Source organism: Streptomyces sudanensis, from assembly GCF_023614315.1.
Classification (GTDB): domain Bacteria; phylum Actinomycetota; class Actinomycetes; order Streptomycetales; family Streptomycetaceae; genus Streptomyces; species Streptomyces sudanensis.
The window spans coordinates 4,568,584-4,589,303 of record NZ_CP095474.1; the positions used below are offsets into that span (position 1 = coordinate 4,568,584).

Consider the following 20,720-nt stretch of genomic DNA (forward strand, 5'->3'; position numbering starts at 1 on the left):
GAGGGGCGTCTCGTGGGCGCGAGGATGATGTGAATCAGAGACGGGGGCGTGCGGGGCCGGCCACCCCTGGCCGGCCCCGCACCCCGCCGCGGCACCGCCCCCGTACGAGACGACGGGCCACGTCCACCTGCCGCCGGTGGCCCCGCCGTCCGCAGCACCGGGCGCGGTCCGGCCCCGGGGCACGGGCACGGCCACCCTCGCCGTCCTGCTCATAGGTCCCGCGGGCGCCGGGAAGACGACCGTCGCCCGGTACTGGGCGCACCACCGCCGCGTGCCGACCGCCCACATCAGCCTGGACGACGTGCGCGAGTGGGTGTGCGCCGGGTTCGCCGACCCGCAGTCCGGGTGGAACGACCGGTCCGAGGCCCAGTACCGGCTGGCCCGCCGCACCTGCGGCTTCGCCGCGCGCAATTTCCTGGCGAACGGCATCTCCTGCATCCTCGACGACGCGGTCTTCCCGGACCGCCCGGCGGTGGGCCTGGGCGGCTGGAAGCGGCACGTCGGCCCGGGCCTGCTGCCCGTGGTCCTGCTGCCCGGACTGGAGGTCGTCCTGGAGCGGAACGCCGAGCGCAGCGGCAACCGGCGCCTCTCCGACGAGGAGGTCGCCGGCATCCACGGCCGCATGGCCGGCTGGCACGCCTCGGGCCTGCCGATCATCGACAACTCGAACTACGACGTGGAGACGACGGCCCGGGTCCTCGACGAGGTCCTGGCCCGTTCCCTGACGAGCCCGCCGAGCTGGTGAGCGGGGCGGGGCCGCGCCCGGGCCCCGTCGCACGCCGGGCCCGGTCCTCCCGGGACCCGGCGGGGCCCCGGTCGGGTGTGCCGGAACTGCCGGGACGCGCTCCCGCTCGTACGCTCGGGACATGTCCCAGGTGCATGCGGACCGCCGCGGGCGGCTGCGCGACCGGTGCGCGGCGGCCGGAGCCGCGGCGGCGCTGGTCTCCCGTCCCGCCAACGTCCGCTACCTCGCGGGCGCGGCACCGCCCGGCGCCGTGCTGCTGCTCGGCGAGCGCGCGGACGACGACGTGCTCCTGTACCCCCACGCCCCCGCCGGCGACCCGGTCGCGGGGCGGGCCGACGGGGCGCTGCGGCTCATCCTCCTGCCGCCCTCCGGCGCGGACCCCGCCGTCACCGCCGCCGACCTGGCGCACCGGGCGGGCGCCGGCACCCTCGCCGTGGAGGAGCGGCACCTGAGCGTCGCCCGGTACCGGGCGATCGGCTCCGCCGTCCCGCGGCTGCGCCTCGCCGACCTCGGGACCTCCGTGGAACAGGAGCGGCTCGTCAAGGACGAGGAGGAGATCACCTGCCTCCGCGTCGCCGCCGAGATCACCGACCAGGCCCTCGGCGAGCTCCTGGAGTCCATCCTCGTCGGCCGCACCGAACGCCACCTCGCCCTGGAACTGGAGCGGCGCCTGGTCGACCACGGCGCCGACGGCCCGGCCTTCCCCACCTCCGTCGCCACCGGCCCCCACTCCGGCCGCGGCCGGCACCGGCCCTCCGATCGCCGCGTCGAGGAGGGCGACTTCCTCTCCGTCTGCCTGGGCGCCGACTACCACGGGTACCGCTGCGAGATCGGCCGCACCTTCGTCATCGGCACGGCACCCGCCGACTGGCAGATCGAGCTGTACGACCTCGTCTTCGCCGCCCAGCGCGCCGCCCGCGAGGCGCTCGCCCCCGGCGCCGCCTGCCGCGACGTCGACCGGGCCGCCCGCCAGATCCTCGACGCCGCAGGCTACGGCGACGCCCTCACCCCGTCCCTGGGGCACGGAGTGGGCCTGGAAATCGAGGAGGACCCGCAGTTGTCCCCTTCGGCCATGGGTAAACTGGACGCTTGCGTGCCGGTCACCGTCGAACCGGGGGTCCACCTCCCGGGACGGGGCGGGGTCCGGATCGATGACACGCTCGTCGTACGCCAGGAGGCGGACGGCGGACCCGAGCTACTCACCATCACGACCAAGGAGCTGCTCGCGCTCTAGCGCGTACCGTGCCTTCCTCGGTCGTCCACCAGCGTCAGTCCAGGAGATTCCGCAACCGTGGCCACCACGAACGACCTCAAGAACGGCATGGTGCTCAAGCTCGACAACGACCAGCTCTGGTCCGTCGTCGAGTTCCAGCACGTCAAGCCCGGCAAGGGCCCGGCCTTCGTGCGCACCAAGCTCAAGAACGTGCTCTCCGGGAAGATCGTCGACAAGACCTTCAACGCCGGTGTCAAGGTCGAGACGGCCACCGTCGACCGCCGCGACATGCAGTTCTCGTACATGGACGGCGAGTACTTCGTCTTCATGGACATGCAGACGTACGACCAGCTCCACGTCGCCCGCCCCGCCGTCGGCGACGCCGCGAACTTCCTGATCGAGGGCTTCACCGCCACCGTCGCCACCCACGAGGGCGAGGTGCTGTACGTCGAGCTGCCCGCCGCCGTCGAGCTGACCATCGCCGAGACCGAGCCGGGCGTCCAGGGCGACCGCTCCACCGGCGGCACCAAGCCCGCGACGCTGGAGACCGGCCACCAGATCCAGGTCCCGCTCTTCATCACCACCGGCGAGAAGATCAAGGTCGACACCCGTACGAGCGACTACCTCGGCCGGGTGAACAGCTAACCGTGGCCGCCCGCAACAAGGCCCGCAAGCGCGCCTTCCAGATCCTCTTCGAGGCCGACCAGCGCGGGGTGCCCGTGCAGCAGGTCCTCGCGGACTGGATCGGGCACGCCCGGTCCGACGACCGGCAGCCGCCGGTCAACGAGTACACGATGGAGCTGGTGGAGGGGTACGCGCAGTACGCCCGTCGCATCGACGAGCTCATCTCCACCTACGCGGTGGGCTGGACGCTCGACCGGATGCCGGTCGTCGACCGGAACATCCTGCGTCTCGGGGCGTACGAGCTGGTCTGGGTCGACGCCACGCCGGACCCCGTGGCCATCGACGAGGCCGTCCAGCTCGCCAAGGAGTTCTCCACCGACGACTCGCCGTCGTTCGTCAACGGCCTGCTGGCCCGCTTCAAGGACCTGAAGCCCGGCCTTCGCCGGGACTGACGCGACGAAGAGGACCCGCGGCCTTCCGCCGCGGGTCCTCTTCGTCGCGTTCCCGCACCGCCGCCGCGGACAAGCCGGGAGGGCGGTCCCGGCCGCCGGGACCGCCCTCCCGGCGGCAACGTTTCTGCGCGGGTCAGCCCTCCTCGTGGGCGACCGCGCGGCGGGCCTCGGCGTCCAGGACGCCCCAGTTGATCAGCTGCTCGGTCAGGACCGAGGGGGACTGGTCGTAGATGACCGCCAGCGTCCGCAGGTCGTCCTGGCGGATCGAGAGCACCTTGCCGTTGTAGTCGCCGCGCTGCGACTGGATCGTCGCCGCGTAGCGCTGCAGCGGGCCCGCCTTGTCCTGCGGGACGTGGGCCAGGCGCTCCAGGTCCAGGACCAGCTTCGGCGGGGGCTCGGCGGCGCCCCCGGGCGTGGTGCCCGGCAGCAGTTCCTGCACCGGGACGCCGTAGAAGTCGGCCAGCTCGGCGAGACGCTGCACGGTCACGGCGCGGTCGCCGCGCTCGTACGAACCGACCACGACGGCCTTCCAGCGGCCCTGGGACTTCTCCTCCACGCCGTGGAGGGAAAGGCCCTGCTGGGTACGGATGGCACGGAGCTTGGCCCCGAGCTGCTTTGCGTATTCGCTGGACATATAGCTCCCTGGACACTGTTACAACGTGCGGCTCCGCCGCGTGGCTGGTAACTCACTGTAAGGTTACGCAGCGTTACTTGGGTGCGTCAAGCCGAACGGTCCGTGCCGGGCCCCGTCCGGGCCCTGGTACGGTGGAGGACGACATTCCGACGTCCTTTAAGGTCCGTCCCGTGAGGCGGAGAAGGAGGTCCGTTCCGTATGGACGCCACCCCGCAGTCAGACACTCGCTCCGTCTTGGAGAGCGCGGACATCGCGCGGGTCCTGACCCGCATCGCCCACGAGATCGTCGAACGCGCCAAGGGCGCCGACGACGTGGTCCTCCTCGGCATCCCCACGCGCGGCGTGTTCCTCGCCCGGCGCCTGGCCGAAAAGCTCGAGCAGATCACCGGCCGCGCCACGCCGGTCGGCTCCCTCGACATCACCATGTACCGCGACGACCTGCGCCTCCGTCCGGCGCGCGCCCTCGCCCGCACCGAGATCCCCGGTGGCGGGATCGACGGCCGCCTGGTGGTGCTCGTCGACGACGTGCTGTTCTCCGGCCGCACCATCCGCGCCGCCCTCGACGCGCTCGGCGACATCGGCCGCCCCCGCGCCGTGCAGCTCGCCGTCCTGGTCGACCGCGGCCACCGCGAGCTGCCCATCCGCGCCGACTACGTCGGCAAGAACCTCCCCACGTCGCTGCGCGAGGCGGTCATGGTCCGGCTCTCCGAGGAGGACGGCCGCGACGCCGTGCTGCTCGGCGTGCGCGAACCCGCCCCGACCGGCGAGAAGTAGCCACCGGCACACCCGTCCCCGCTCCGCGCCGCGGCCCGTCCCGCGGTACGGCCGCGCCGCGGCTCCGGCCGCCCGCGCCCGGCGGCAGGCCCCCGCCCGGCACGCCCACGGAACCGACCTCCACACCTCATGGAGCACACCCAGATGAAGCGCCACCTCATCTCGGCCGCCGACCTCACCAGGGACGACGCCGTACTGGTCCTCGACACCGCGGAGGAGATGGCCCGGCTGGCCGACCGGCCGATCAAGAAGCTGCCCACCCTCCGCGGCCGGACGGTCTGCAACCTCTTCTTCGAGGACTCCACCCGCACCCGGATCTCCTTCGAGGCCGCCGAGAAGCGCCTCTCCGCCGACGTCATCAACTTCTCCGCCAAGGGCTCCAGCGTCTCCAAGGGGGAGTCCCTCAAGGACACCGCCCAGACGCTCGCCGCGATGGGCGTCGACGCCGTCGTCATCCGGCACGGCGCCTCCGGCGCGCCCTACCGGCTCGCCAACTCCGGCTGGATCGACGCCCCCGTGATCAACGCCGGCGACGGCACCCACCAGCACCCCACCCAGGCCCTCCTCGACGCCTTCACCCTGCGCCGCCGCCTCGTCGGCCGCGACGCCGGCCTCGGCCGCGACCTGTCCGGCCGGCGCGTCACCATAGTCGGCGACGTCCTCCACAGCCGCGTCGCCCGCTCCAACGTCGACCTCCTCCACACCCTCGGCGCCGAGGTCACCCTCGTCGCCCCGCCCACCCTCGTGCCCGTCGGCGTCGGTGCCTGGCCCTGCGAGGTGTCGTACGACCTCGACAGCGCCCTGCCCAAGAGCGACGCCGTCATGATGCTGCGCGTCCAGCGCGAGCGGATGAACGCCGCGTTCTTCCCCACCGAGCGCGAGTACTCCCGCCGCTACGGCCTCGACGCCGAGCGCATGGCGAAGGTCCCCGAGCACGCCGTCGTCATGCACCCCGGCCCCATGGTCCGCGGCATGGAGATCACCGCCGAGGTCGCCGACTCCCCCCGCTGCACCGTCGTCGAGCAGGTCGCCAACGGCGTGTTCACCCGCATGGCCGTCCTCTACCTGCTGCTCGGCGGCAACGAACCCGCCCTCACCCAGCCGTCGCCCCGTACCGAGGAGAAGTAACCAGCATGAGCAAGACCCTGATCCGTGGTGCGAAGGTCCTCGGCGGCGAGGTCCGGGACGTCCTGGTCGACGGCGAGACGATCGCCCAGGTCGGCACCGGCCTGAGCGCCGACGGCGCGACCGTGGTCGAGGCCGCCGGGCAGATCCTGCTGCCCGGCCTCGTGGACCTCCACACCCACCTGCGCGAGCCCGGCCGCGAGGACTCCGAGACCGTCCTCACCGGCACCCGCGCCGCCGCGAGCGGCGGCTACACCGCCGTCTTCGCCATGGCCAACACCTTCCCCGTCGCCGACACCGCCGGCGTCGTCGAGCAGGTCTGGCGCCTCGGCCGCGAGCACGGCTACTGCGACGTGCAGCCCGTCGGCGCCGTCACCGTCGGCCTGGAGGGCAGGCAGCTCGCCGAGCTCGGCGCCATGCACGAGTCCGCCGCCGGCGTCACCGTCTTCTCCGACGACGGCAAGTGCGTCGACGACGCCGTGATCATGCGCCGCGCCCTGGAGTACGTGAAGGCGTTCGGCGGCGTCGTCGCCCAGCACGCCCAGGAGCCCCGGCTCACCGAGGGCGCCCAGATGAACGAGGGCGTCGTCTCCGCCGAACTCGGCCTCGGCGGCTGGCCCGCCGTCGCCGAGGAGTCGATCATCGCCCGGGACGTCCTCCTCGCCGAGCACGTCGGCTCCCGCGTCCACATCTGCCACCTGTCGACCGCCGGCTCCGTCGAGATCGTCCGCTGGGCCAAGTCCCGCGGCATCGACGTCACCGCCGAGGTCACCCCGCACCACCTCCTCCTCACCGACGAGATGGTCCGCACGTACGACCCGGTCTACAAGGTCAACCCGCCGCTGCGCACCGAGCGCGACGTCACGGCCCTGCGCGAGGCCCTCGCCGACGGCACCATCGACATCGTCGCCACCGACCACGCCCCGCACCCGCACGAGGACAAGGACTGCGAGTGGGCCGCCGCGGCCATGGGCATGGTCGGTCTGGAGACCGCGCTGTCCGTGGTCCAGCACACGATGGTCGACACCGGTCTGCTCGACTGGGCGGCCGTCGCCGACCGCATGTCCTTCGCCCCCGCCCGCATCGGCGGGGCCACCGGCCACGGCCGCCCCGTCTCGGTGGGCGAGCCCGCGAACCTGACACTGGTCGATCCGGCTTACCGTGGAACGGTGGACCCCGCGGGCTTCGCCTCCCGCAGCCGCAACACCCCCTACGAGGGCCGCGAACTGCCGGGACGCGTCACCCACACCTTCCTGCGGGGCAGGGCAACGCTCATGGACGGGAAGCTCGCGTGACACCTCTGACCCCCCTCGCCGCCGAACCCCGGTCGGCCGAGGTGACCGACTGGACCGCCCGCCTCGGCTGGGTCGGCCTCCTCCTGCTCTTCGTGGTCCTCGCCTGCTGGCTGATGCGGCAGGGCTGGAAGTGGCGCGACAAGGTGCAGTCCGCCGTCCTGCCGGAACTCCCCACCGCCCCCGAGGCGGCGGGCGAGCCCGTGCTCGCCATGAGCGGGCGCTACCACGGGTCCACCGTCGCCGGGCAGTGGCTCGAGCGGATCGTCGCCCACGGCCTCGGCGTCCGCAGCCGGGCCGAGCTGACCCTGACCGACGCGGGACTGCGGGTCGTGCGCCCCGGGGCCGCCGACTTCTTCGTCCCGGCCGACCGGCTGCGCGGGGCCCGGCTCGACACGGGCATCGCCGGCAAGGTCCTCACCGAGGGCGGCCTGCTGGTCGTCACCTGGGCCCACGGCGACCGGCTGATCGACTCCGGCTTCCGCTCCGACCGGGCGGCCGAGCACCCCGCGTGGGTCACCGCCCTCAACTCCCTCAGCACCCAGAACACCACGACGGAAGGCGCCGCACGATGACGACCTCCACCCGGGGAACCAGGGTTCCCGCCGTACTCGTCCTGGAGGACGGCCGCAGCTTCCGCGGCCGTGCCTACGGGGCCGTGGGGGAGACGTTCGGCGAGGCCGTCTTCTCCACCGGCATGACCGGCTACCAGGAGACCCTGACCGACCCCTCGTACCACCGCCAGGTCGTCGTCATGACGGCCCCGCACGTCGGCAACACCGGCGTCAACGACGAGGACATGGAGTCCGCCCGCATCTGGGTCTCCGGCTACGTCGTCCGCGACCCCGCCCGCACCCCCTCCAACTGGCGCTCCACCCGTTCCCTCGACGAGGAGCTGGCGCGCCAGGGCGTCGTCGGCATCAGCGGTGTCGACACCCGCGCCCTCACCCGCCACCTGCGCGAACGCGGCGCCATGCGGGTCGGCGTCTTCTCCGGCGACGCCGTCGCCGGCGAGGCCGAGATGCTCGCCAAGGTCCGGGCGCAGCCCCAGATGCAGGGCGCCGACCTCTCCGCCGAGGTCGCCACCAAGGAGACCTACGTCGTCCCCGCGATCGGCGAGAAGAAGTTCACCGTCGCCGCCGTCGACCTCGGCATCAAGGGCATGACCCCGCAGCGGATGGCCGAGCGCGGCATCGAGGTGCATGTCCTGCCCGCCACCGCCACCGCCGACGACGTGTACGCCGTCGCCCCCGACGGGGTGTTCTTCTCCAACGGCCCCGGCGACCCCGCCACCGCCGACCACCCCGTCGCCGTCATGCGCGCCGTCCTGGAGCGCGGGACGCCCCTGTTCGGCATCTGCTTCGGCAACCAGATCCTCGGCCGCGCGCTGGGCTTCGGCACGTACAAGCTGAAGTACGGCCACCGCGGCATCAACCAGCCGGTGCAGGACCGCACGACCGGCAGGGTCGAGGTCACCGCGCACAACCACGGCTTCGCCGTCGACGCCCCGCTCGACAAGGCGTCCGACACCCCCTACGGCCGCGCCGAGGTCTCCCACGTCTGCCTCAACGACAACGTGGTCGAGGGCCTGCGGCTGCTCGACCGGCCGGCCTTCAGCGTCCAGTACCACCCCGAAGCGGCAGCGGGTCCCCACGACGCCGCGTACCTGTTCGACCGCTTCGTCTCCCTGATGGAGGGCCAGCGTGCCTAAGCGCACCGATATCCAGTCCGTCCTGGTCATCGGCTCCGGCCCGATCGTCATCGGCCAGGCCGCCGAGTTCGACTACTCCGGCACCCAGGCGTGCCGCGTCCTCAAGGCCGAGGGCCTGCGGGTGATCCTGGTCAACTCCAACCCGGCGACGATCATGACCGACCCGGAGATCGCCGACGCCACGTACGTCGAGCCGATCACCCCCCAGTTCGTCGAGAAGATCATCGCCAAGGAGCGCCCCGACGCCCTCCTGCCCACCCTCGGCGGCCAGACCGCGCTCAACACCGCGATCTCCATGCACGAGCAGGGCGTCCTGGAGAAGTACGGCGTCGAACTGATCGGCGCCAACGTGGAGGCCATCCACAAGGGCGAGGACCGCGACCTCTTCAAGGGCGTCGTCGAGGCGGTCCGCGCCAGGATCGGCCACGGCGAGTCGGCCCGCTCGGTCATCTGCCACTCCATGGACGACGTCCTCAAGGGCGTCGAGACGCTCGGCGGCTACCCCGTGGTCGTCCGCCCCTCCTTCACCATGGGCGGCGCCGGCTCCGGCTTCGCCCACGACGAGGACGAGCTGCGCCGCATCGCCGGCCAGGGCCTGACGCTCTCCCCGACCACCGAGGTGCTCCTGGAGGAGTCCATCCTCGGCTGGAAGGAGTACGAGCTGGAGCTGATGCGCGACAAGCACGACAACGTCGTGGTCGTCTGCTCCATCGAGAACTTCGACCCCATGGGCGTCCACACCGGCGACTCCATCACCGTCGCGCCCGCGATGACCCTCACCGACCGCGAGTACCAGATCCTGCGCGACATCGGCATCGCGATCATCCGCGAGGTCGGCGTCGACACCGGCGGCTGCAACATCCAGTTCGCCGTCAACCCCGAGGACGGCCGGGTCATCGTCATCGAGATGAACCCGCGCGTCTCGCGCTCCTCCGCCCTGGCGTCGAAGGCGACCGGCTTCCCCATCGCCAAGATCGCCGCCAAGCTCGCCGTCGGCTACACGCTCGACGAGATCCCCAACGACATCACCCAGGAGACCCCGGCGTCCTTCGAGCCCACGCTCGACTACGTCGTGGTCAAGGCGCCCCGCTTCGCCTTCGAGAAGTTCCCGCAGGCCGACTCGACGCTGACCACCACCATGAAGTCGGTCGGCGAGGCCATGGCCATCGGCCGCAACTTCACCGAGGCGCTGCAGAAGGCCCTGCGCTCCCTGGAGAAGAAGGGCAGCCAGTTCGCCTTCACCGGCGACCCCGGCGACAAGGCCGGCCTGCTGCGCGAGGCCGCCCGCCCCACCGACGGCCGGATCAACACCGTCATGCAGGCCATCCGCGCCGGCGCCACCCGCGAGGAGGTCTTCGACGCCACCCGGATCGACCCGTGGTTCGTCGACCAGATGTTCCTCCTCAAGGAGATCGCGGACGAGCTGGCCGCCGCCGAGAGGCTCGACCCCGAGCTCCTCGCCGACGCCAAGCGCCACGGCTTCTCCGACCGGCAGATCGCCGAGATCCGCGGCCTGCGCGAGGACGTCGTCCGCGAGCTCCGGCACACCCTCGGCGTCCGCCCGGTCTACAAGACCGTCGACACCTGCGCCGCCGAGTTCGCCGCGAGGACCCCGTACTTCTACTCCTCGTACGACGAGGAGACCGAGGTCGCCCCGCGCGAGAAGCCGGCCGTGATCATCCTGGGCTCCGGCCCGAACCGCATCGGCCAGGGCATCGAGTTCGACTACTCCTGCGTCCACGCCTCCTTCGCGCTGAGCGACGCCGGGTACGAGACCGTGATGGTCAACTGCAACCCGGAGACCGTCTCCACCGACTACGACACCTCCGACCGCCTGTACTTCGAGCCGCTGACGCTCGAGGACGTGCTGGAGATCGTCCACGCCGAGCAGCAGGCCGGCCCCGTCACCGGCGTGGTCGTCCAGCTCGGCGGCCAGACCCCGCTCGGCCTGGCCCAGGCCCTCAAGGACAACGGCGTCCCGATCGTCGGCACCCCGCCGGAGGCCATCCACGCCGCCGAGGACCGCGGCGCCTTCGGCCGCGTCCTGGAGGAGGCCGGCCTCCCCGCGCCCAAGCACGGCACCGCGACCACCTTCGCCGAGGCCAAGGCCATCGCCGACGAGATCGGCTACCCGGTCCTGGTCCGCCCGTCCTACGTGCTCGGCGGCCGCGGCATGGAGATCGTCTACGACGAGACCCGGCTGGAGCAGTACATCGCCGAGTCCACCGAGATCAGCCCCACCCGGCCGGTCCTGGTCGACCGCTTCCTCGACGACGCCATAGAGATCGACGTCGACGCCCTCTACGACGGCGAGGAGCTGTACCTCGGCGGCGTCATGGAGCACATCGAGGAGGCCGGCATCCACTCCGGCGACTCGGCGTGCGCCCTGCCCCCGATCACCCTCGGCGGCTTCGACGTCAAGCGCCTGCGCGCCTCCACCGAGGCCATCGCGCGCGGCGTCGGCGTCCGCGGCCTGATCAACATCCAGTTCGCCATGGCCGGGGACATCCTCTACGTCCTGGAGGCCAACCCGCGCGCCTCCCGCACGGTCCCCTTCACCTCCAAGGCGACCGCCGTGCCGCTGGCCAAGGCCGCCGCCCGCATCTCGCTGGGCGCGACCATCGCCGAGCTGCGCGCCGAGGGCCTGCTGCCCGCCCGGGGCGACGGCGGCGAGCTCCCGCTCGACGCGCCGATCTCGGTCAAGGAGGCCGTCATGCCGTGGTCGCGGTTCCGCGACATCCACGGCCGCGGCGTCGACACCGTCCTCGGTCCGGAGATGCGCTCCACCGGCGAGGTCATGGGCATCGACTCGGTCTTCGGCACGGCGTACGCCAAGTCGCAGGCCGGCGCGTACGGCCCGCTGCCCACCAAGGGCCGCGCGTTCATCTCGGTCGCCAACCGCGACAAGCGCTCGATGATCTTCCCGGCGCGCGAGCTGGTCGCCCACGGCTTCGAGCTGCTCGCCACCTCCGGCACCGCCGAGGTCCTCAAGCGCAACGGCATCAACGCCACCGTCGTGCGCAAGCAGTCCGAGGGCGAGGGCCCGAACGGAGAGAGGACGATCGTCCAGCTGATCCACGCCGGCGAGGTCGACCTCATCGTCAACACCCCGTACGGCACCGGCGGCCGCCTCGACGGCTACGACATCCGCACCGCCGCCGTGGCGCGCGGCGTCCCCTGCCTCACGACGGTCCAGGCGCTCGCCGCGGCCGTCCAGGGCATCGACGCCCTCAAGAACGGAGGGGTCGGTGTCCGCTCCCTCCAGGAACACGCCGACCACCTGATCGCGGCCCGCGACTAGCAGCCCACGAGGGGGACACCGCCACCGCGGTGTCCCCCTCCTCACGAGGACACGCCACCGGAATGTACGAACTCTTCTTCCACCTCGTCTTCAAGCGGATGGACCCCGAGCGCGCCCACCACGCGGTCGTCCGCTGGATCCGCCTCGTCGCCGCCGTGCCCGTGCTGCGCACCTTCGTCGCCGCCGTCCTGGCGCCCCGCTACCGGGAGCTGCGCACCGAGGCCCTCGGCCTGCGGATGCACGGCCCCTTCGGGCTCGCCGCGGGCTTCGACAAGAACGCCGTCGCCATCGACGGCATGGCGATGCTCGGCTTCGACCACGTCGAGATCGGCACGGTCACCGGCGAGCCCCAGCCCGGCAACCCCGGCAAGCGCCTCTTCCGCCTCGTGCCGGACCGGGCCCTGATCAACCGCATGGGCTTCAACAACGAGGGCTCCGCCGCCGTCGCGGAACGGCTCCGCGCCCGCGTGCCGGCCTTCAGGACCGTCGTGGGCGTCAACATCGGCAAGACCAAGGTCGTCCCCGAGGCGGAGGCCGTCGCGGACTACGTGAAGTCCACCGAGCGGCTGGCCCGCCACGCCGACTACCTCGTCGTCAACGTCTCCTCGCCCAACACCCCCGGCCTGCGGAACCTCCAGGCCACGGAGGCGCTGCGCCCGCTGCTCACCGCCGTCCGGGAGGCCGCCGACCGCACGGCCCCGCACCGCCGCGTCCCGCTCCTGGTGAAGATCGCCCCCGACCTGGCCGACGAGGACGTCGACGCCGTCGCGGACCTCGCCGTGGAGCTGGGCCTGGACGGGATCATCGCCACCAACACCACCGTCGCCCGCGAGGACCTGGGCCTCGCCTCCGACCCGGCGCTGGTCGCGGAGACCGGCGGCCTGTCCGGCGCCCCGCTCAAGGAGCGCTCCCTCCAGGTCCTGCGCCGCCTGTACGCGCGCGTGGGCGACCGGCTCGTCCTCGTCGGCGTCGGCGGCGTCGAGGACGCCGAGGACGCCTGGCGGCGCATCCTCGCCGGCGCGACCCTCGTCCAGGGCTACAGCGCCCTCATCTACCGGGGCCCGTTCTACGCCCGCGCCGTCCACAAGGGCCTCGCGGCCCGGCTCAAGGCATCCCCGTACGCCACCCTCGCCGACGCCGTCGGCGCGGACACCCGGAAGGCGGCCCAGTGACCCCCGTACCCTTCGGCGCCCGCCTCCGCGAGGCCATGGACGCGCGCGGCCCGCTGTGCGTCGGCATCGACCCGCACGCCTCCCTGCTGTCCGCCTGGGGCCTCGCCGACGACGTCCGCGGCCTGGAGGCGTTCACCCGCACCGTGGTGGACGCGCTGGCCGGCACCGTCGCCGTCTTCAAGCCGCAGAGCGCCTTCTTCGAGCGGTTCGGCTCGCGCGGCGTCGCGGTCCTGGAGCGGGCCGTAGCGGACCTGCGGGACGCCGGCGCCCTGGTCGTGATGGACGCCAAGCGCGGCGACATCGGCTCCACCATGGCCGCGTACGCGGAGGCGTTCCTCCGTCCGGGCTCGCCGTTGTTCTCGGACGCGCTGACCGTCTCCCCGTACCTGGGCTACGGCTCCCTGAAGCCGGCCGTCGACCTGGCGCGCGAGAGCGGCGCCGGCCTGTTCGTCCTCGCCCTGACCTCCAACCCGGAGGGCGCCGAGGTCCAGCGGGCCGTGCGCGGGGACGGGCGGACCGTCGCGTCGACCGTGCTGGCGCACCTCGCCGCGGAGAACGCCGGGCAGGCCCCCATGGGCTCCTTCGGCGCGGTGGTCGGCGCCACCCTCGGCGACCTGTCCTCCTTCGACCTGGACATCGACGGCCCCCTGCTGGCGCCGGGCATCGGAGCGCAGGGCGCCACCCCGGCCGACCTGCCCGCCGTCTTCGGCGCCGCCGTGCGCAACGTCGTCCCGAACGTCGGCCGCGCCATCCTCCGCCACGGCCCCGACGCGGCGGTCCTGCGGGGCGCGGCGGAGCGGTACGCGGACGAGGTGCGGGCCGCCGTCGGCGGCTGAGCCCGCGCCGCGGCCCGCCCCCGGGAGGCGTCCACCCGGTCGGGTGGGGCGCCCCCGACCGGGGCGGACGCCCGCGGAACGGCCCGCGACGGTTGTTGACGGATTCACGCCCCAAACCTGGTCGTTATGTCTCTTTTGTCTGGCAAGATCGATGCTGACCTGGACTTTTCCGCTGTTCTCGATGATTCTGGCGGTCCTGGCCGCTAGTCTCCGACGAGAGTCAGCGTTCGCAGCGGTCATCGCGTTGCTCGTTGCTCGCTTGGTGTGGGCCACCAGGTCCCTCACCGGTCCGTATCCGACAGTTCGACATCCGAGGTGACGTAGGCGTGGCTCTTCCGCCCCTTACCCCTGAACAGCGCGCAGCCGCGCTCGAAAAGGCCGCCGCGGCTCGCCGGGAGCGGGCCGAGGTCAAGAATCGACTCAAGCACTCCGGCGCCTCGCTTCACGAGGTCATCAAGCAGGGCCAGGAGAACGACGTCATCGGCAAGATGAAGGTCTCCGCCCTCCTGGAGTCCCTGCCGGGCGTGGGCAAGGTCCGCGCCAAGCAGATCATGGAGCGGCTGGGCATCTCCGAGAGCCGCCGCGTCCGCGGGCTCGGCTCCAACCAGATCGCGTCACTGGAGCGCGAATTCGGCGGCTCCAAGGCCTGACGGCCGGCACCGGCGTCCCGGGGGCCCCGGGGAAGCTGGAATAATCGCCCCATGGCTGCAACATCCCGGGGGACGACCCCCGAGCCCCCGGACGTACGTCCGCGACTGACCGTGCTCTCCGGCCCCTCCGGGGTCGGCAAGAGCACGGTCGTCGCCCATATGCGCAAGGTCCACCCGGAGGTCTGGCTCTCGGTGTCGGCCACGACCCGCAAGCCGCGCCCCGGCGAGCAGGACGGCGTGCAGTACCACTTCGTCACGGACGACGAGTTCGACAAGCTCGTCGCCAACGGCGAACTGCTGGAGTGGGCCGAGTTCGCCGGCAACCGCTACGGCACGCCGCGCCGGGCCGTCGAGGAGCGGCTGGAGGCCGGTGAACCCGTCCTCCTGGAGATCGACCTCCAGGGCGCCAGACTGGTCCGCGAGTCCATGCCCGAGGCCCGGCTGGTCTTCCTCGCCCCGCCGAGCTGGGACGAGCTGGTCCGGAGGCTCACCGGCCGCGGCACCGAGTCGCCCGAGGTGATCGAGCGGCGCCTGGAGGCGGCCAAGGTGGAGCTCGCGGCCGAGTCCGAGTTCGACACCAGCCTGGTCAACACCTCCGTCGAGGACGTGGCGCGCGAGCTGCTAGCCTTGATGGACGTTGTCTGATTTCTCCTTGTCCACTTTTTCGGAAGGTAGAGCGTGTCCTCTTCCATCACCGCGCCCGAGGGCATCATCAACCCGCCGATCGACGAGCTCCTCGAGGCCACGGACTCGAAGTACAGCCTCGTGATCTACGCGGCCAAGCGTGCGCGGCAGATCAACGCGTACTACTCGCAGCTCGGTGAGGGCCTGCTCGAGTACGTCGGTCCGCTGGTGGACACCCACGTCCACGAGAAGCCGCTCTCGATCGCCCTGCGGGAGATCAACGCCGGCCTGCTGACCTCCGAGGCCGTCGAGGGCCCGGCGCAGTAAGAGCCCCTCCGCATCATCACCAGGCCCGGCGGGCTTCCGCCGGGCCTGCGGTGCGTCCCGGAAACCGCGAACCCGGCGGCCGTGCGGCCCCGGAAAGCCGTGCAGTCCCGGCAGGCCGGGACGCCGTACCAACCCCCAGAGCGGGAGGCGCAGTGCCCGAGCCCAAGCCCAAGGTCGTCCTCGGAGTCAGCGGCGGCATCGCCGCCTACAAGGCGTGCGAGCTGCTGCGCCGGCTGACCGAGTCGGGTCACGACGTACGGGTCGTCCCGACCGAGTCCGCCCTGCGCTTCGTCGGCGCCGCCACCTGGTCGGCACTCTCCGGCAACCCGGTCTCCGACCAGGTCTGGGACGACGTCCACGAGGTGCCGCACGTCCGCATCGGGCAGACCGCCGACCTCGTCGTCGTCGCCCCCTGCACCGCCGACACGCTCGCCAGGGCCGCCCACGGCCTCGCCGACGACCTCCTCACCAACACGCTGCTCACCGCCCGCTGCCCGGTCGTCCTCGCCCCGGCCATGCACACCGAGATGTGGGAGCACCCGGCCACCCGGGACAACGTCGCCGTGCTGCGCCGCCGCGGCACCGTGGTCGTCGAACCCGCGGTCGGCCGCCTCACCGGCGCCGACACGGGCAAGGGCCGGCTCCCCGACCCCGCCGAGATCTTCGAGGTCTGCCGGCGGGTCCTCGCCCGCGGCGTCGCCGAGCCCGACCTCGCCGGCCGGCACGTCGTGGTCAGCGCCGGCGGCACCCGCGAGCCGCTGGATCCCGTCCGGTACCTGGGCAACCGCTCCTCGGGCAAGCAGGGCTACGCCCTCGCCCGCACCGCCGTCGCGCGCGGCGCCCGCGTCACGCTCGTCGAGGCCAACACCGGCATGCCCGACCCGGCCGGCGCCGACGTCGTCCACGTCGGGACGGCCGTGCAGCTGCGCGAGGCCGTCCTGAAGGCCGCCGCCGACGCCGACGCCGTGGTCATGGCCGCGGCCGTGGCCGACTTCCGCCCCGCCGCGTACGCCGAAGGCAAGATCAAGAAGCGGGAGGGCGAGGAGCCCGCGCCCGTCGCCCTCGTACGCAACCCGGACGTCCTCGCGGAGCTCTCCGCCGGCCGCGCCCGCCCCGGCCAGGTCGTCGTCGGCTTCGCCGCCGAGACCGACGACGTCCTCGCGAACGGCCGGGCCAAGCTCCGCCGCAAGGGCTGCGACCTGCTCGTCGTCAACGAGGTGGGGGAGCGCAGGACCTTCGGGTCGGAGGAGAACGAGGCCGTCGTCCTCGCCTCCGACGGCACGGAGACCCCCGTTCCCCGGGGCCCCAAGGAAGCGCTCGCGGACATCGTGTGGGACCAGGTGGCGGCCCGGCTGCCGCGAGGGTGAATCCCGTGATCCTCCTCACGGCTCCCGGACTTCCGGAAGCGAGGCAACTCCCCCCGCGGGGAAGGTGATCTTGCCGTCGGCGGGGGGCCGGCGCGGCCGGCCCGGCCCCGCGACATGGGACGCCCTGGTCCCGCGGCGGGGAGCGCCCGATAAACTGTCCGCGGAACGTCACGGGGCGCAGCCCCTGCCGGTCCGCAAATGATCAGCCAGCAGCCGCTGCAACCCCAGGGAGCATCGTGTCCCGTCGTCTGTTCACCTCGGAATCCGTGACCGAGGGTCACCCCGACAAGATCGCTGACCAGATCAGCGACACCGTCCTCGACGCCCTGCTGCGGGAGGACCCGTCTTCCCGCGTGGCGGTGGAGACGTTGATCACCACCGGTCTGGTGCACGTGGCGGGCGAGGTGACCACCCAGGCGTACGCGGACATCCCGACGCTGGTGCGCGAGAAGATCCTGGAGATCGGGTACGACTCGTCGAAGAAGGGCTTCGACGGGGCGTCGTGCGGGGTGTCGGTGTCGATCGGGTCGCAGTCGCCGGACATCGCCCAGGGCGTCGACGTCGCCTACGAGCAGCGGGTGGAGGGCGACCGGGACGAGCTGGACGCCCAGGGCGCGGGGGACCAGGGGCTGATGTTCGGCTACGCGTCGGACGAGACGCCGGAGCTGATGCCGCTGCCGATCCACCTGGCGCACCGGCTGTCCAGGCGGCTGACGGAGGTCCGCAAGAACGGCACGATCCCCTACCTGCGCCCCGACGGCAAGACGCAGGTGACCATCGAGTACGACGGCGACAAGGCGGTCCGCCTGGACACGGTGGTGATCTCCTCGCAGCACGCCTCGGACATCGACCTGGACTCGCTGCTGACCCCGGACATCCGGGAGTTCGTGGTGGAGCACGTGCTGGCGGGGCTCCTGGAGGACGGGATCAAGCTGGAGACGGAGGGGTACCGTCTGCTGGTCAACCCCACGGGCCGGTTCGAGATCGGCGGACCGATGGGCGACGCCGGGCTGACCGGCCGGAAGATCATCATCGACACCTACGGCGGGATGGCCCGCCACGGCGGCGGGGCGTTCTCGGGCAAGGACCCCTCGAAGGTGGACCGCTCGGCGGCGTACGCGATGCGCTGGGTCGCCAAGAACGTGGTCGCCGCCGGACTGGCCTCGCGGTGCGAGGTGCAGGTCGCCTACGCGATCGGCAAGGCCGAGCCGGTGGGTCTGTTCGTGGAGACCTTCGGCACCGCCAAGATCGACGCGGAGCGGATCGAGAACGCCATCGCCGAGGTCTTCGACCTCCGCCCGGCCGCGATCATCCGCGACCTGGACCTGCTGCGGCCGATCTACTCGCAGACCGCCGCCTACGGCCACTTCGGCCGCGAGCTGCCCGACTTCACCTGGGAGCGCACCGACCGCGTCGACGCCCTCCGCAGGGCCGCCGGTCTGTAGACCCCGCCCGACAGCCACCGGAAGTCCGGCCCCGTCCCGTGCGGAGCCGGACTCCGGCGTCTTCGCGCCACCGACACCGCGCCCCGCCCGCGCCCCGCGGCCGGGGCGCGGTGTCGGTGGCGTCTGGTAGGCATGGGGCTGTGAGCAGCGGGAGCGGGGACCGGGAAGGGCGGCCGGACGGCGGGCCGGAGCAGCTCGCGCTCGTCCGCGAGTCCGTGCGGCGGGCGAAGGCGCCGCGGGCCAGGCCGCGGACGTGGCGGGGGGCCGCGCTGGCGGGGGAACTGCCCGTCGCGCGGGTCGTCGTCAACAAGGGCGTCCTCCACCTCGACCAGTTCTTCGACTACGCGGTGCCCGAGGAACTCGACACCGCGGCCCGGCCCGGGGTGCGGGTGCGGGTGCGGTTCGGGGCGGGCGCGCACCGGGNNCTGTCTGTCGGCGCGAGGGCGGGCGGCTCGTCGACGGGTTCCTCGTCGAGCGGCGCGCCGACACGGACTACACGGGACCGCTGGCCGCGCTCGCCGATGTGGTGTCCCCCGAGCCGGTCCTCGACCCCGAGCTGCTGGGACTGGCGCGGGCCGTCGCCGACCGGTACGCCGGCAGCCTCGCCGACGTCCTGCAACTCGCCGTGCCGCCCCGCAGCGCCCGCGCGGAGGGCAGGCCGTCGCCCGACCCGCTGCCGCCGCCGCCCGCGCCGGAGGCCGGCACCTGGGCGCGGTACACCCACGGCGAGGCGTTCCTGGACGCCCTCGCGCGGGGCGGTGCGCCGCGCGCGGTGTGGAACGCCCTGCCCGGCCCGCACTGGGCGCAGGAGCTGGCACGGGCGGTGGGCGCGACGCTCGCCTCCGGGCGCGGCGCCCTCGTCGTCGTACCCGACGGGCGGGACGCGGCGCGCGTGGACGCCGCGCTGACGGCCGTCCTCGGCGAGGGGCGGCACGCACTGCTCACCGCCGAAGCCGGGCCCGAACGGCGCTACCGGCAGTGGCTGGCGGTGCGGCGCGGCTCGGTGCGGGCCGCCGTCGGGACGCGCGCCGCCATGTTCGCCCCCGTACGGGACCTGGGGCTCGTCGCCGTCTGGGACGACGGCGACGGCAGCCACAGCGAGCCGCACGCCCCGCATCCGCACGCACGCGACGTCCTGCTGCTGCGCGCCGCGCGCGACAGGTGCGGCTTCCTGCTGGGCGGCACGAGCTGCACGGTGGAGGCCGCCCAGCTCGTCGCGAGCGGCTGGGCGCGTCTGCTGACGGCACCGCGCGAGCGGGTGCGGGCCGCCGCGCCGCTGGTGCGGACCGTGGGGGACCAGGAGCTGGCGCGCGACGAGGCGGCGCGGGCCGCGCGGCTGCCGTCCCTCGCCTGGCAGGCCGTACGGGACGGGCTGAGGTCCGGGCCGGTGCTGGTGCAGGTGCCCCGGCGCGGCTACGTGCCCCGGCTGGCGTGCGGGCGGTGCCGCGCGCCCGCCCGGTGCCGGCACTGCGCCGGGCCCCTGGAGGCCCCCGAGCAGCGGGAGTTGAGGTGCCACTGGTGCGGGCGAGGCGAACCGGACTGGCACTGCGCCGAGTGCGGCTCCACCGGGCTGCGCGCCCGGGTCGTCGGCGCCCGGCGGACGGCGGAGGAACTGGGGCGGGCCTTCCCCGCCGTACCGGTGCGCACCTCCGGGCGCGACCACGTCCTGGACTCCGTGCCCGGCAGGCCCGCGCTGGTGGTGAGCACCCCGGGCGCCGAACCGGTCGCCGAGGGCGGGTACGCGGCCGCGCTGCTGCTGGACGGCTGGGCCCTGCTGGCCCGGCCCGACCTGCGGGCCGGGGAGGAGGCGCTGCGCCGCTGGATCGACGCCGCGTCGCTGGTGCGGGGCCAGGGCGAGGGAGGCACGGTGGTGGTCGTCGCCGAGCCGACGCTGCGGCCCGTGCAGGCGCTGGTGCGGTGGGACCCGGTGGGCCACGCCCAGCGGGAGCTGGCCGAACGCGCGGAACTGGGCTTCCCACCGGTCTCCCGGATGGCCGCGGTGGCGGGCCCCCAGGGGGTCGTCGCCGGGTTCCTGGCGGCGGCCGGGCTCCCGCCCGGAGCGGAGGTCCTGGGGCCGGTGCCGCTCCGCCCGCCGGAGGGCGGAGCNGCGCCGCCCGGNCGGCCCGCCCGCCGACGGGCCGTGGGAGCGCGCCCTGGTGCGGGTGCGGCCGGGGGCCGGCGCGGCCCTGGCGTCCGCGCTCAAGAAGGCCCAGGCCGCCCGCCTGGCCAAGGGAGGCGCACCACCGGTCCGCGTCAGGATGGACCCGCCGGACATCGGCTGAGGACGGACCCGAAGCCCCCGAAGCCCCCGAAGCTCCCGGGGCCCGGGGCGGCCCCGCCGCACGGCGCGGGGCGGGCACGCGGACGCCCCGGGCGGCGTCCGGGACTCCGGGCGCCGGGCCTCCGGGGCGCCGGGACGGAGCCGCCC

At 73.4% G+C, this 20,720-nt stretch carries 18 protein-coding genes and 2 pseudogenes; 19 read left to right on the forward strand and 1 reads right to left on the reverse strand.

The genetic code is table 11. The annotated features are described in order from the left end of the window. Positions 1 to 61: 61 nt before the first annotated feature. The 4 genes and pseudogenes from MW084_RS21150 to nusB form a co-directional block, all read left to right on the forward strand. Positions 62 to 745 (forward strand): annotated as a pseudogene (locus MW084_RS21150) (AAA family ATPase); the annotation flags it as partial. Positions 746 to 866: 121 nt separating this feature from the next. Next, complete coding sequence (locus tag MW084_RS21155; protein ID WP_010470449.1) at positions 867 to 1,979, forward strand: aminopeptidase P family protein; 1,113 nt, start codon at positions 867 to 869, stop codon at positions 1,977 to 1,979. Between the two features lie 57 nt (positions 1,980 to 2,036). Beyond that, complete coding sequence (gene efp, locus MW084_RS21160) at positions 2,037 to 2,603, forward strand: elongation factor P (RefSeq protein WP_010470448.1); 567 nt, start codon at positions 2,037 to 2,039, stop codon at positions 2,601 to 2,603. A 2-nt stretch (positions 2,604 to 2,605) separates the two neighbouring features. Beyond that, a complete protein-coding gene (gene nusB / locus MW084_RS21165) occupies positions 2,606 to 3,034 on the forward strand; it encodes a transcription antitermination factor NusB (protein ID WP_010470447.1) in 429 nt (142 codons plus the stop codon). A gap of 133 nt (positions 3,035 to 3,167) precedes the next feature. On the opposite strand, the gene bldD is transcribed toward nusB, so the two are convergent. Next, positions 3,168 to 3,668, reverse strand: a complete 501-nt coding sequence (bldD, locus tag MW084_RS21170; RefSeq protein WP_010470446.1) for a transcriptional regulator BldD — start codon at positions 3,666 to 3,668, stop codon at positions 3,168 to 3,170. 198 nt (positions 3,669 to 3,866) lie between these two features. Between bldD and pyrR the strand changes: the two genes are divergently transcribed. The 15 genes and pseudogenes from pyrR to MW084_RS21245 form a co-directional block, all read left to right on the forward strand. Then, a complete protein-coding gene (gene pyrR / locus MW084_RS21175; protein ID WP_010470445.1) occupies positions 3,867 to 4,442 on the forward strand; it encodes a bifunctional pyr operon transcriptional regulator/uracil phosphoribosyltransferase PyrR in 576 nt (191 codons plus the stop codon). Between the two features lie 144 nt (positions 4,443 to 4,586). After that, a complete protein-coding gene (locus MW084_RS21180; RefSeq protein WP_010470444.1) occupies positions 4,587 to 5,570 on the forward strand; it encodes an aspartate carbamoyltransferase catalytic subunit in 984 nt (327 codons plus the stop codon). A 5-nt stretch (positions 5,571 to 5,575) separates the two neighbouring features. Continuing rightward, a complete protein-coding gene (locus MW084_RS21185; RefSeq protein ID WP_010470443.1) occupies positions 5,576 to 6,862 on the forward strand; it encodes a dihydroorotase in 1,287 nt (428 codons plus the stop codon). After that, positions 6,859 to 7,434: a PH-like domain-containing protein gene (locus MW084_RS21190; protein ID WP_010470441.1), complete on the forward strand. Its 576-nt coding sequence runs from the start codon at positions 6,859 to 6,861 to the stop codon at positions 7,432 to 7,434. Before MW084_RS21185 ends, MW084_RS21190 begins: the two co-directional genes overlap by 4 nt. Then, positions 7,431 to 8,570: a glutamine-hydrolyzing carbamoyl-phosphate synthase small subunit gene (carA, locus tag MW084_RS21195; RefSeq protein WP_010470440.1), complete on the forward strand. Its 1,140-nt coding sequence runs from the start codon at positions 7,431 to 7,433 to the stop codon at positions 8,568 to 8,570. Before MW084_RS21190 ends, carA begins: the two co-directional genes overlap by 4 nt. Continuing rightward, positions 8,563 to 11,871 (forward strand): carbamoyl-phosphate synthase large subunit, encoded by a 3,309-nt coding sequence (gene carB / locus MW084_RS21200; protein ID WP_010470439.1) that lies wholly within the window; start codon positions 8,563 to 8,565, stop codon positions 11,869 to 11,871. The genes carA and carB overlap by 8 nt, the downstream gene beginning before the upstream one ends. A 62-nt stretch (positions 11,872 to 11,933) precedes the next feature. After that, a complete protein-coding gene (locus tag MW084_RS21205) occupies positions 11,934 to 13,043 on the forward strand; it encodes a quinone-dependent dihydroorotate dehydrogenase (protein WP_010470438.1) in 1,110 nt (369 codons plus the stop codon). Next, complete coding sequence (pyrF, locus tag MW084_RS21210) at positions 13,040 to 13,879, forward strand: orotidine-5'-phosphate decarboxylase (RefSeq protein ID WP_010470437.1); 840 nt, start codon at positions 13,040 to 13,042, stop codon at positions 13,877 to 13,879. The genes MW084_RS21205 and pyrF overlap by 4 nt, the downstream gene beginning before the upstream one ends. 326 nt (positions 13,880 to 14,205) lie before the next feature. Beyond that, positions 14,206 to 14,529 carry an integration host factor gene (locus MW084_RS21215; protein WP_010470436.1) on the forward strand — a complete coding sequence of 108 codons (324 nt, stop codon included), beginning with the start codon at positions 14,206 to 14,208 and terminating at the stop codon, positions 14,527 to 14,529. Positions 14,530 to 14,580: 51 nt separating this feature from the next. Beyond that, a complete protein-coding gene (gene gmk / locus MW084_RS21220) occupies positions 14,581 to 15,174 on the forward strand; it encodes a guanylate kinase (RefSeq protein ID WP_010470435.1) in 594 nt (197 codons plus the stop codon). 33 nt (positions 15,175 to 15,207) lie between these two features. Then, positions 15,208 to 15,480 carry a DNA-directed RNA polymerase subunit omega gene (rpoZ, locus tag MW084_RS21225; RefSeq protein ID WP_003982715.1) on the forward strand — a complete coding sequence of 91 codons (273 nt, stop codon included), beginning with the start codon at positions 15,208 to 15,210 and terminating at the stop codon, positions 15,478 to 15,480. Positions 15,481 to 15,632: 152 nt separating this feature from the next. Further along, positions 15,633 to 16,847 carry a bifunctional phosphopantothenoylcysteine decarboxylase/phosphopantothenate--cysteine ligase CoaBC gene (coaBC, locus tag MW084_RS21230; RefSeq protein ID WP_010470432.1) on the forward strand — a complete coding sequence of 405 codons (1,215 nt, stop codon included), beginning with the start codon at positions 15,633 to 15,635 and terminating at the stop codon, positions 16,845 to 16,847. Between the two features lie 236 nt (positions 16,848 to 17,083). Then, positions 17,084 to 18,292 carry a methionine adenosyltransferase gene (metK, locus tag MW084_RS21235; RefSeq protein WP_010470430.1) on the forward strand — a complete coding sequence of 403 codons (1,209 nt, stop codon included), beginning with the start codon at positions 17,084 to 17,086 and terminating at the stop codon, positions 18,290 to 18,292. Between the two features lie 140 nt (positions 18,293 to 18,432). Then, on the forward strand, positions 18,433 to 18,715 hold a 283-nt coding region (locus MW084_RS21240; RefSeq protein WP_476718375.1), incomplete at its 3' end, for a primosomal protein N' family DNA-binding protein. A 2-nt stretch (positions 18,716 to 18,717) separates the two neighbouring features. Continuing rightward, positions 18,718 to 20,398 (forward strand): annotated as a pseudogene (locus MW084_RS21245) (primosomal protein N'); the annotation flags it as partial. Positions 20,399 to 20,720: the final 322 nt, after the last annotated feature.